The following is an 11,738-nucleotide window of genomic DNA, read 5'->3' on the forward strand; positions in this document are numbered from 1 at the left end:
ATCTGGATGAAAGGGAGCAACAGTGGTATTTAATAAATCGGGTGGGGGAGTGGTGGTAGAGGCGCCTGCTGCCCCGAGTAGCAACAGCAACAGCCAGCCCAAGGCTAGGAGAGAAATCCGCCGGAGTTTCCATTTCATGCCGAGAGCCTGATCCGTGGGTCAACCCACTGGTAAAGTACATCGGCTAAGAGCTGGCTAAACAACCGGGCCAGCGACACCAGCAGCACTGCCCCCAGCAGTACCGGGTAGTCTTGCGTTGACGCGGCCTCGGCCAGCAGCCGACCCATGCCAGGCAGGGCAAAAATCATTTCCACAACCACTGATCCGGCAACTAAATTGGGCAAGAGTTCCGCGAGTAAGGGCAAAACGGGGAGTAGTGCGTTGCGAAAAATATGGTGCCGCACTACGGCACGCGGGGTGGCACCTTTGGCCCGGGCGGTAGCCACGTACCCGGCGTGTAACTCTAGCTGCATAGAGGCGCTCAGTTGGATAACTAAGCCCGGCACACTCACTAGTATCAGGCTGATTAGGGGCAGCACCATGTGGTAGAGATACTGGCCTAGGCCACCCTCCCACGGAGACATGGCTCCTAGTGAACCCAGCCCATACGCCGGAAACCATGCTAGCACATCGGGGTTGGCTAACAGTAGTAGCAGCACTAAGGCAATAACAAAGAGTGGCATCGCCTGCACAGCGTATAGAATGGACAGCATAGCAGAGCGCCACGCGGGGTGATACTCCAGCCAAATGCATAATTCAAACGTTAGGGCCACTCCCAACAAAGCCGCCAACATCGTGAGCGGCAGTGTATACTGCATGGCCCTCCGCAAGAGTTCTGTTACGGCAGTATCTTCTCGGTAAGAGTGGCCTAGATTGCCGTGTAGGAGTGAATTAAGCCACCGGTGGTATTGGTTGGTAGTACCGTGCCACATCCAGGTAGGGGAGGTAGCACCAGCCGGGGTGGAGAAGGAAACGTAAAAGAGCGGCATATCTAACCCAAACCGATGCCGCAGCAAGGCTTCAGTCTGGGCGCGTTCGGTTGCGGTAATGGTAGGCTGCGTGAAGGCCTCGTCTAGCACAGACCGGATAAGTGCATCGCCAGAAGTCAGGCGCGAGAGCAAAAAGATGCAGGAAATGATAGCCCAGGCTGCTACCGTTGTTTTCCCCAGCCTAAGCAGCAAATACCGGCTCAACTGCATATTAGTTGGCCGCCGAATCAGGACGGATGCTGGTTACCACGTAGCCGGGCATCAGCCCCGACACGGGTACCTTCCCCAGCCGCCGTGCGGCGGCTATGCGGTACTGGAGGAAATACAGTACTGTTAGCGGCCGTTCTTCGTAGATCAACTGCTGAAATTTGCGCAGAAGCCGGGCTTTCTTAGCCGGACTATCTTCTTGGGCAATGGCTTCAATGAGTCGGTCACTAGATGGTGAGCCAAACCCAGAGGCATTGTATATGCCGGTGCTTTGCGAGTGTAGGATGGGCGTAAAATCATACGCGAATGGCTGCCCACTCATGTTGCGCAAAAGAATCTGCATGTTACCCTGCTGCACTTGTCGGCTTAGCAAAGAAGCTTCCGTAGGCCGCAACTCTATCGGGATGCCTATGGTAGCCGCCGCTGCCTGAAACTGCAGAGCGGTGGTTTCGAAGGACGGCTCTCCGGCGCGGTAGCTGATGCTCAGGCGCAGTTGCTCTGGGCGGCCGGTGGCAGCTGTTCGGGTCCAACTACGGTCAGGCTGCTGCTTCCAACCCGCCTGTTGGAGCAGCGCAATTGCGCGGTCGGGGCTGTAAGCTGGCAAGGGAAGGCTGTCGTTGTAGTATTGCTTTACGCTCGGACTGATCAACCCTACACTAGGATACGCATGGCCTAGCTGCGATGCTTTGATGAGCGCGGGCACATTAAATAGATACGTGAGTGCCTGACGAGTTAGGCGGTCTTTCAGGAGCGAAGAGCGCATGTTAAAATTCGCTGTGAGGCACTCGTATGAATCGGCTGTGAGAAATTGTAACTGCTCCCGATCTGAGGGCGACTGTTGCAGTCGGGCAAACTCGTTGGCCGGAATCAAGGGGTACAAGTCGATATCGCCTCGACGCAGGGCCAGCACGGCCGTGGCTGCCTCCGGAATAATCTGATAATTGATTTGGCGCGGATAAGCCCAGAGCTGCGGAGGAGCCGAGGGAACCTGGTCTCCCCACCATGCTGTCTTGCGCGTGAGGGTAAGCTGCCGACCTGGTTGCCAGTTCTCAAGTTGATAGGGGCCGCTACCCGGTACACGCTCCGGATGCCGCGAAAACTCCCCCGCTAAGTAGCGCCGAGCAAATGCTTGAACTTGGGGAAGTGGTTTGCCCATATCAGCAACGGGTATAGCGCGCAAAGTGGCATTGGGATCCAGTGCGTACTCCGGCAATATGCTGAAGTCGCCAGAGCTGCGGACAAAATCAATTGATTGTCCTCGGCAGAGCAGGGAAAAACGGCGCGGGTCATGTGGGTCAGGCTCTATGTCGCGCACAAACCCAAAACGCGCCTGTGCTAGCTCAGTAGGAAGGCCAGCACAGTGCATTACTTTAAGCGTAAAGGCTACGTCACTGGCTAAAATGGGCTTGCCATTATCCCAGGTAGCTTCTGGGCGTAGTTGGTAGGTAACCTTCATCAGCGAATCACTGATAAGAGTTACTTGGGGGAATTCTTGCGCCAGCCACGGAATGAAGTCTCCTTTAGCTTCGCTGGCCTGCAAAAGGCTACAGTGGAGTAGGTTGAGAACTTCTAACGCTCCCGACGTCTTCGCAATCAATGGGTCAAGATTCTCGGGGTCCCGAGCCCAGCGAACATGTACGGTGTTGGGTACAGATGAAACGGTTGTGGAGCAGCCGACCAGACCACTCCACAACAGTAAAAACAAGCCTACTAAAATTCTCTTCATGAACTGACAACTGTGCAAGCACTGCTGCCGGGCAAGTTACCACGTTTTAACAGGACAACTGCTTATCTGCAAACTTAGCTTGAGGGGCGTATTGCCCTTATGCCGTGAGGTAACCATCACCCCAGCCGCTGGTGCCGTGCTCGGCCGCAGCCAGATAGCCGTCACCCCAGCCACTCGTGCCATGCTCAACGGCGGCTAAGTAGCCGTCACCCCACCCACTCGTGCCGTGGTCTGCTGCTGCCAAATAGCCGTCACCCCAGCCGCTGGTGCCATGCTCAGCTACTGCCAGGTCGCTTTCGCCCCAGCCACTCTTACCGTGGAATGCTACTGTGAGGTAGCCGTCACCCCACCCACTCGTGCCGTGGTCTGCTGCTGCCAAATAGCCGTCACCCCAGCCGCTGGTACCGTGCTCGGCCGCAGCTAGATAGCCGTCACCCCAGCCACTCGTGCCATGCTCAACGGCGGCCAAGTAGCCGTCACCCCAGCCGCTCGTGCCATGCTCAACAATACTGGCCTGTTGCTTGGAAGAGGCTAATTCGGTATATGACTGAGAAGTCGCAACTGAAGAAGTCAGGCTGGAAAACTGGAGCAGAGCTACGGCAATGAAGTTTAACATGGTATGGGAAATATTTGTGGTTCAAGTGGTTGACTGACACAAATGTGGGGACCAAACCAGCCGGCGTAAAGGAAAGAAACCGGGTAAACGTGACGTGAAATTTTATGCCGTTTCGAGCTAAGCAACTCAGTTAATTCGTTGTTTAGACACTGTAGAGCTACTCCTGAAGTATAAATAAATGGACGTTTTATGGCATTATTGTGACATAAAACGACTGAAAAAGATAAAATTTATCTAGTACAAAGATCAAGCAGAGCTAGGCCTATGGAAAGGATGTTTATGGTGTTTTTGTGACATAGCAATTAGCTCAACATATATTAGTATAATAGCCGCTGAGACACGCCAAATAAGCTTTTCGGTATGGATGAATTGACTACGCTAGTAAAAATTGTGACAGATCGGCGTCTAGCGGTGTTACCATTTTTAGATTTTTCTGACCGAAATGGTGCTAGCAAAGACCTACAGCTAGTACGCCTCCTGGAAGGTGACCCGACTATTACGCAGAACAAGATAGTTAAAACCTTATATGGAACTACGGAGGCGAAAAGCCAAACGGCGTTTCGCAAGCTAAAATCCCGGGTTCAGCAGAAACTCCTGAACCACTTGTATTTCCTGGATCATACGGATGCGCGCCACGTGGTGTCGCGAAGGCATGAGCAGCATTGCCTAGGCCTGTTGCATCAAGCTAAAATTTTAAGTGGCGAATCTGAATACAAGCTGGCAGAGAGGCTGTACCGAAAAGCGCTTACGTTAGCTACGGAGGCCGAGCTAACGCAATACGCCGTGATGTGCGCCCGGATGTTGCGCATACTCTATGCAGAAATGCGTAACCCAGCGAGGTTTAAGGCTATGAACAAGCAGCTCAATGAGTTGCAAAAGCTGCTGGAGCTAGAAGATGAAGCGGAACAGCTTTACTATGAGATTAAAGTGTTTTCGCAGCATAAAGTGCGGTGGCGGCAGTTCATTCTAAAGCAGTTGCCTGACTATCTAGAGCGGCTAGAAGCCCTGCATAAAAAGGCGAAAAGCTACAATACCTTCTACTTCCTGTACGTGACGAAAATGTCGAGGGAAGAGCTAACTGGTAACTACGAGGAAATTATTCGGCTGACAACCGCTACCGATAAGGCGCTCAAGCAAGGCAAAATCAACGATAAACGCTTTGATAAGCGTTTCAACAACTACATGAGTGTGTATGCGCACTTGCAGTGTAGGAGGGCTGAAAAAGGCCTGCGTCTAGCCGAAGAGTATTTTAAAGACTTCCACTACTCATCTGGCAACTGGTTTTACTACCTCGAGATTTATCTGCTACTGGCTATGCATGCTGCGCAGTACGGAGAGGCCTACGAGTTGCTGCAGCAAGCACGCCGCAACCCTTATTACCGCAAGCAACGCCCCGCAGCTCAGCAGCGATGGGAACTCTACGAGGCTTACATCCAGCTGATTCAGCCAGAACAGTCGCCACTTAAGATGCGGCACTTCGCGCAGCTAGTGCAAACCGTGCCCGATTACAGCCGTGACAAGCAGGGCTATAACGTAGCCATTCTGATTTTACAATTCCTGTATTTCTTACGTCGCAGAGACATTGAAGGGTTGCTGGCCCGACTGGAAGGGCTGCGAAAGTATGAGCAACGGCATTTACGTAATCCGGCTACCCTGCGCAGCCAATTATTCTTCCGGATGCTGGTGCTAACCGTGAAGGAAAACTTTGGGTCGCAGGCCTGCGAGCAGAAGGCGCTGCCGTTGCTGGAGCGCCTGAAAGCGGCGCCCCAGCCTGGTGAGGCCTACGGGGAGATTGAGATTATCCCGTATGAAAACCTGTGGCACTTTACGCTTGATATTCTACGCAAACTAGAAGCGGAGCAAACCGCTGCCGAGCACGCGAGCCGTAGCTATGTAGGATAGATACTTACTGGCTGTAAACGAAAAGCCCGGCTTCTCTTAGCACGCACTAGAGCGTTGAGAGAAGCCGAGCTTGCTATGGTCGTGGTGGTTAGCTAGGCCTAGGAAACAGTGCTAAATAGGCCTACACCACGCACTGTTACTTACCAGTAACCTTAAACTCGGTGCGGCGATTCAACTGGCGGCCGCCTTTGGTGGTATTGGGTGCAACAGGTTGGGTATCACCGTAGCCGGCAAAGGTGAGCCGGTCTTTGCTAATGCCTTTCTGCACCAGATAATCAACTACTGCCTTGGCCCGCCGCTGGCTCAGATCTTTGTTGTAGGCTGCATTACCAACGTTATCCGTGTGGCCTGAAATTTCTAGGCGCAGAGCTGGCGTTTCGGTAAGAAGCTTCTGCAAACGCTCCAGTTCGCTCGTGCTTTCATCGCGAAGAGTGGCCTTGTCGAAGTCAAAGAAGATGTTGTTCAACACCACTTTCACACCGATATCGAGTTTTTTGAGGGCAATATCTTTTACTACTTCCGCATAAGCGGCGCCCGCCGGCAAGTCAAAGTTTTCGGAATGAAACAGATAACCATCCTGGCGCACCACAATGCCGTAGTTGAGTCCAGAAGGCAAAGATACTAGGTAGCGGCCTGATTGAGCATTGGCCCGGAAGGAGGCAATAATCTGGTTCCGGGAGTTGTCAATCACATCAATAGTGGCTTCCAGGGGCTCTTTGGTTTTATCATCCGTAACGGTTCCCTTTAGGATGGTTACCTGCGCCGAAGCAATGGCCACCGGCGGTGCCAACAACGTTTCCTTGACCGGCTGCACTCGGGAGGCTAGCAACTGATCTTCTTGGCTGAGGAGTGGCTGCTTTTCAGGACCGAGGAACGTAATCTGGTAAATGTCTTTGGAGCCTAGGCCATCATCCCGGAAGGAGGAATAATACCCGTGGCGCCCAGAGGCGGATATTACAAAGAAAACGTCATCATCGGGCGTATTTATGGGCCAGCCCAGGTTTTCGGGGGCACTCCACTTGCCGTTTTCAAATACCGACCTAAAGATATCGTAGCCACCCATGGAGTTGTGCCCCTCGGATGAGAAGTACATGGTTTTACCATCGGGGTGCAGAAACACGCCTTCCTCACCGTATTGCGTGTTGATAGTAGGGCCGAGGTTAATGGCTTGACCACGCCCATCAATTTCGATTTTGTAGATGTCGCGGGCGCCTAGGCCACCTTCCTTGTCGGTAACGAAGAACAGGCTGCGGCCATCGGGGGTGTAGGCCGCCGACGACTCGTGGGCGCGGCTATTAATGCGGGAGCCCAACTTCTGGGGCTTGCGCCACTGCGTGCCCCGCAAATCCGACTCGTGCAAGTCACCGCCATTATCTTCCATGTACATGAGCATCCGTTGGCCGTCGGGGGCGAGGCCTACGGTAGCATCGTGGCCGTCGGTATTTACCGGCTCACCCAGGTTGCGAGCCGCCGACCATTCTCCTTGGCCTGTGCGGGTGCTCTGGTAAATGTCTTCAAAAAAACCGCCGGTTTCTGGGTCATGCTGCCCACCTGTAGAGTTGTCGCGCCGGGAGGTGAAGAGAATCACCGACTCATCGGCCGTGATGACGGGGCCATAATCGGGGTAAGGAGAGTTTACACCCGGGCCAGCGTTATCGATGAACACGCGAGTTGGTTTGGCCGCTAGCTTCTGCCCGTTTTCACACTCTCTTATTTTCTTCTGGATATCCTGCGTGAAGGCTGCGGTATTTTTGGAACCGCTAGCCGGCGTGGCGCGCTTGTACTCCGCAATAGCCTCCTGCCATTTTCCATTCAGGTGCAGGCCCCGGCCCAGTAAATAGTGTATGCGCGGGTCTACGTCGGGGTTTAGCTGGTAGGCTTTCTGCAGATACGTTAGCGCGCGGGGCTTGAAGCCTGAATGCAGATAACTGTCGCCGATGCGCAGATTCAGTTGGGCATTATTGGGGTTAAATTTCTGAGCGGCTAGGTAATGAGCCAGCGCCTGCTCGTAGCGCGGAGGGTCCATTTCGTACCACTCGTCGCCGGCCTTTACCTCTTTTAAAGCGGCCTTGAGGCCTTCTTTATCATTGCCGAACCGGTCTTTGCTAAACTCTACATTCTGAGCTTGAGCGGCACCTGTGAGCAGCAGGAAGGCTAGTAAGTATTTATACATGAGATTGGTAGTCAGGAGTGGATGCTAGCGCCTAGGACCGCAGAAAGCATGGCGGTGTGGCGGAAGCAAAGCCGTTCTGTAGGTGCCCCATTGATGCGTTGCAGGTATTAGTCGGCGCCGCAGCCAGAGTTGGCGGCGTACGTGTTGCCTGCCTCCAGGCCTAGCTCGGCGGCTTTGCGCCAATCTTGGCAGGCTTGCTCGGGGTGGCGCAGCATTTCGCGGGCGTGGCCCCGGTTGAGGTAGGCCTCCGCATATTGCGCATTCAGGGCAATAGCTTTTGACGCGTCAGCTTCCGCTTTCGCGTAGTCTTCCAGCTTGAGGTATGCAGCGGCGCGGTTGTTCCAGGCGTAGGCATAGTCGGCCCGTAGCGCAACAGCTTTAGAGAAATCCTCAACAGCTCCTTTAAAATCTCCCTGTTCAAACCGGGTTGCACCGCGGTTGGTGTAGGCCAGGGCATTATCCTGTTTCTTGTTCAGGTAATCGGAGTAGTCTTGCAGAGCACCTTTCAGGTCACCGGCGCGGCGCTTGGTGGCGGCACGGTTCAGCAAAGCGGGCAGCAGATCGGGCTGCAAGCTGAGGGCTTTGCTGTAGTCTTGAATGGCAGCGGGCAAGTTGTTGAGTTGACGCTGGGCGCTGCCCCGGTCGTGCCACGCGTAAGCGTAAGCAGGGTCCGCCTTAATTGCCTGATCAAAGTCCGCTTTTGCCTCCTGGTACTTGCCTTTTTCAAACCGCAGCGCACCGCGATAGTACCACGAGGGGGCGTAACTAGCTTGTAACTCAGTGGCCTTACTGTAATCTTGTTCAGCCTCTGCCGACTGGCCTAGCGCTTCCCGGGCCTGGCCCCGCCCAAAATAGGGGCCGAAGGTGCTAGGATCAAGCTTGATAGCTTGGTCGTAATCCTGCACGGCCGGCTGGTATTCCTTTAGCTCATAGTGCGTAGTGGCCCGGTTGTAGAACGCCTTGGCAAAGTCAGGCTTAGCCGCCAGTGCTTTGTCGAAATCCAGGATGGCGGCCCGGTAGCTTTTCTGGTTGTACTTGGCTACTCCACTATTATAGAGTTTCTCGGCCAACTGAGCCGGGGGCAACGTGGTAGCCCTAACCGTATCTACCTGCGCGTGCGCTGCGCTGGTAATACAGGCCATAGCTGTAATGGCTAGTATAGTTTTCAGCATATCTTCCCGCCAGTTTCATTGACGCGGGATAAATATAATTTTAATTAAGTCAATGCCGGTAAAATAGCGTTTTAAATATTATTAATTATAACAATTTTAATAATTATTAGACCAATTGAAGGCTGGGTTAAAAGAGTAAGCTCGGCTAATTTGGTAACTGGCTCCGAACCATCTCCTGCCATTCTTCTCGCAAACCGCGGGCATACACGGGGCGGTTTGCGCGTCGGTACCAGTAAGCTGCGTTGCCTAAGTCGCCTTCCTGACGGTGCAGAAATGCATGCAGCCAGTTGTGGAGTGGATCGTGCTCGTTGTCCTGCGCAATATCGTGGGCTCGGTGCCATTCGTCGCGGCCAGCATACCACAGTGCTTCTAATAGAGGTGAAAGACCAGTGGGTGGTTCGGGCTGGGTCTGCGAATCAATAAATTCTTTATACGTCATAAGAAAGCGAATTAGGGTAGTGTAGATGAGCTATGTGCAAGTACAACAAGCGTCGGGCTTACGCAGTTTTTGGGAAAGGCATGAGAGGCATTTTTAAAATCTACTGCCACCGCAAACTTCCGGCCGCTTCTGAGGGTTGATGGGCTGATTGCTGGTCTGCCGGAAGAGTTTGCGTATTTTTGCACTTCCGATGGGCCCACTGTCAAGCCCTCGTTTTTCATTAAAAGCCTAGCTTTCTCCTATGGCCACGTACCCAGAATACATGGTAGCCCCGATTCGTCAGGACCTCGTTGAGGCCGGTTTCGAGCAATTGATGACCCCCGAAGAAGTGGACGCTGTGCTCAACGAGCAGAGCGGCACTGTATTAGTAGCCGTAAACTCGGTGTGCGGCTGCGCGGCTGGTAAGGCCCGTCCCGCCCTGAAGCTAGCCGTTTCCAGCTCCGACAAAAAGCCCAACAAGCTGGTAACCGTATTTGCCGGTATGGAGACGGAAGCCGTAGCCAAGGTACGTGAGCACCTGTTGCCTTATCCGCCCAGCAGCCCCTGCATTGCACTGTTTAAAGACGGAGAGCTGGTGCATATGATTGAGCGCTACCACATCGAAGGCAATGACCTGATGCGTATTGCCAATAACCTGCAGGGTGCTTTTGAAGAATACTGCTAAGTTGCTAAGCTTCAGTAGCTACGCACGTAGCTTCTGAACTGGCCTAAAAACAACGAAACCGCGTGCTCCTGAGTGATGCACGCGGTTTCGTTGTTTCTAGGCCAGTAGAGTTGCTTACTTTTTAAGCAGAAACGGCCCCAATACTAAGGCATCTAGGCCGGAGCGAAAATAACAATCCAGGGCATCGGCCGGCGACTCTACCATGGGCATGCCATTTAAGTTGAAGGATGTATTGAGCAGCACCGGTACCCCACTCAACTTCTCAAAGGCTAACAGAAGCTGATGGAATACTTCATTTTCTTCGGCTCGCACGCTTTGCAGGCGCCCAGTACCATCGTCGTGGGTTACGGCAGGAAGCTGGCGCTGGGCATCGGGCAGCAAGGGAAACACCTTTTCCATGAAGTAGGCCGTTTCGCCGGGCGGTATTGCAAAATACTCGTGCTGCCGCTCTACGGGTACAGCCGGGGCGAAGGGGCGGAATGCTTCCCGGTACTTGATGCTGGCATTTACTTGGGCCTTCATATCGGGTAGGGTGGGGTTTGCCAAAATGCTGCGGTGGCCTAGTGCCCGCTGCCCCAACTCAGAAGCGCCCTGAAACCAGCCTACCACCAAGCCCTCTTGCAGCAGGGCCGCCGTGGCGTCGGTTATGACAAGGGGTTTCTCGTAGGCCACTTTGCGTCGCTGCAGCTCCGTCTCCAGCTCCTGCTCGGAATATTCCCGCCCAAAAAAGTTGTGGTTACTGGCTTGGGAGAGGGAAGCCGAGTGGCCTAGCACAAACCGGCGACCGTAGAGGGCGCTGCCCACACTGATGCCTGTGTCGTCGGGGGTGGCCCCGATGAACACTTCCCGGTAGGGTGTGCGCTGAGTGAGCTTGCCGTTTAGCACTGAATTCATCAGCACCCCGCCGCCCAATACCAACCGATGTTGGCCGGTGCGGGCGTGCAGATTAGTCAGCAGCTCAAACACCACCTCTTCGGTGATGCGCTGCACCGCCGCCACAATATCAAATTCCCGTTGCGTAGGCTCGGCGCCGGGCGATAGGGGCGGGCCTAGCAGCTCTACCAGCTTTGGGGAATAATAGTGGGGCGTGAAAAACAGGAAAAACTCAAAGTAGCGCAGGTCAACCTCGTACTGCAGATCCTGCACCTGAATTAGGGGACGCAGCTGCTCGTAGCAAGTGTTTGGGTTACCACGAGCCGCCAGCGCCATAACTTTCCACTCGTCGCCGTTGGGCCGAAACCCTAGAAACTCCGTGAAAGCGGCGTAGAACAGGCCTAGCGAATGGGGCGTACGATTGGCGGCCAACTCTTTAATTCCGGCGGCAGTAGCCGTACCCAGTAGGCCAGTAGAGGTTTCACCGAAGCCATCGGCTACGAAAAAGTCGGCCTCCGCAAAGCCTGATGGCAGCCAAGCGTTAGCCAAGTGGGCACGGTGATGATCCACGTAATGCAGCCGTAGCTGAGAGCCCAGCGCACTAGTCAAGGTTTGGTCAATACTGGTAACGTTGCCTTGTAAAGCTGCTAACTCATTGAGTGTAAGCTGCGCCAGCTTGCTCCGGTCTTGAAACGCATCAGCCAAGTTCTGGCGGGGGTGCAGCAGATAGGGTGCCGGGTTCCAGCCAATAAAAACATCCGTAACGTCGTGCAGCTCAATACCCGCCGCCGCGCAGCAGTACCGGATGGCCTGGCGCGGAAAAGATTTGTCCTGCTTCACCCGGGTCAGGCGTTCCTCGGCAATAGCAACTTGCACCTCTCCATCGGGCCCGAGCAAGCAGGCCGAAGAGTGAAACCCACTGCAGTTGATACCAAGAATAACTTGTGACATATAGAGTACCTGACGGAGGCATGGAA

The 11,738-nt window shown here is 54.1% G+C and carries 9 protein-coding genes; 2 read left to right on the forward strand and 7 right to left on the reverse strand.

All coding sequences use genetic code 11. The features are described from left to right. Positions 1–134: 134 nt before the first annotated feature. The 3 genes from EU556_RS04900 to EU556_RS04910 all read right to left on the reverse strand — a co-directional run bounded on the left by EU556_RS04900 (position 135) and on the right by EU556_RS04910 (position 3,538). Positions 135–1,121 (reverse strand): ABC transporter permease, encoded by a 987-nt coding sequence (locus EU556_RS04900; RefSeq protein WP_167855449.1) that lies wholly within the window; start codon positions 1,119–1,121, stop codon positions 135–137. 79 nt (positions 1,122–1,200) lie between these two features. Beyond that, positions 1,201–2,736, reverse strand: coding sequence for an ABC transporter substrate-binding protein (locus tag EU556_RS04905; protein WP_167855450.1), 1,536 nt, complete (start codon positions 2,734–2,736; stop codon positions 1,201–1,203). 283 nt (positions 2,737–3,019) lie between these two features. Beyond that, complete coding sequence (locus EU556_RS04910) at positions 3,020–3,538, reverse strand: hypothetical protein (protein WP_135431592.1); 519 nt, start codon at positions 3,536–3,538, stop codon at positions 3,020–3,022. Between the two features lie 849 nt (positions 3,539–4,387). Here EU556_RS04910 and EU556_RS04915 point away from each other — a divergent pair. Further along, entirely contained in the window at positions 4,388–5,440 is a 1,053-nt protein-coding gene (locus EU556_RS04915; protein WP_135431594.1) for a hypothetical protein, read from the forward strand. A 136-nt stretch (positions 5,441–5,576) separates the two neighbouring features. Here the strand turns inward: EU556_RS04915 and EU556_RS04920 are convergent, their stop codons facing one another. From EU556_RS04920 to EU556_RS04930, 3 genes are all read right to left on the reverse strand, one after another. Next, a complete protein-coding gene (locus EU556_RS04920; protein ID WP_135431596.1) occupies positions 5,577–7,613 on the reverse strand; it encodes an OmpA family protein in 2,037 nt (678 codons plus the stop codon). Positions 7,614–7,720: 107 nt separating this feature from the next. After that, positions 7,721–8,785 (reverse strand): tetratricopeptide repeat protein, encoded by a 1,065-nt coding sequence (locus EU556_RS04925; RefSeq protein WP_135431598.1) that lies wholly within the window; start codon positions 8,783–8,785, stop codon positions 7,721–7,723. A gap of 145 nt (positions 8,786–8,930) precedes the next feature. Then, positions 8,931–9,224 (reverse strand): hypothetical protein, encoded by a 294-nt coding sequence (locus EU556_RS04930; protein ID WP_135431600.1) that lies wholly within the window; start codon positions 9,222–9,224, stop codon positions 8,931–8,933. A 241-nt stretch (positions 9,225–9,465) separates the two neighbouring features. Between EU556_RS04930 and EU556_RS04935 the strand changes: the two genes are divergently transcribed. After that, complete coding sequence (locus EU556_RS04935) at positions 9,466–9,888, forward strand: BrxA/BrxB family bacilliredoxin (protein ID WP_135431602.1); 423 nt, start codon at positions 9,466–9,468, stop codon at positions 9,886–9,888. Between the two features lie 114 nt (positions 9,889–10,002). Here the strand turns inward: EU556_RS04935 and EU556_RS04940 are convergent, their stop codons facing one another. After that, complete coding sequence (locus tag EU556_RS04940; RefSeq protein WP_135431604.1) at positions 10,003–11,712, reverse strand: carbamoyltransferase family protein; 1,710 nt, start codon at positions 11,710–11,712, stop codon at positions 10,003–10,005. Positions 11,713–11,738: the final 26 nt, after the last annotated feature.

The organism is Hymenobacter fodinae (assembly GCF_004745825.1).
Taxonomy (GTDB): Bacteria; Bacteroidota; Bacteroidia; order Cytophagales; family Hymenobacteraceae; genus Hymenobacter; species Hymenobacter fodinae.

Excerpts from the sequence above, each read along its gene's own strand:
- EU556_RS04940 (WP_135431604.1), bottom strand. The coding sequence starts at position 11,712 with ATGTCACAAGTTATTCTTGGTATCAACTGCAGTGGGTTTCACTCTTCG.
- EU556_RS04920 (WP_135431596.1), bottom strand. The coding sequence starts at position 7,613 with ATGTATAAATACTTACTAGCCTTCCTGCTGCTCACAGGTGCCGCTCAA.
- EU556_RS04930 (WP_135431600.1), bottom strand. The coding sequence starts at position 9,224 with ATGACGTATAAAGAATTTATTGATTCGCAGACCCAGCCCGAACCACCC.
- EU556_RS04925 (WP_135431598.1), bottom strand. The coding sequence starts at position 8,785 with ATGCTGAAAACTATACTAGCCATTACAGCTATGGCCTGTATTACCAGC.
- EU556_RS04935 (WP_135431602.1), top strand. The coding sequence starts at position 9,466 with ATGGCCACGTACCCAGAATACATGGTAGCCCCGATTCGTCAGGACCTC.
- EU556_RS04915 (WP_135431594.1), top strand. The coding sequence starts at position 4,388 with ATGAACAAGCAGCTCAATGAGTTGCAAAAGCTGCTGGAGCTAGAAGAT.
- EU556_RS04910 (WP_135431592.1), bottom strand. The coding sequence starts at position 3,538 with ATGTTAAACTTCATTGCCGTAGCTCTGCTCCAGTTTTCCAGCCTGACT.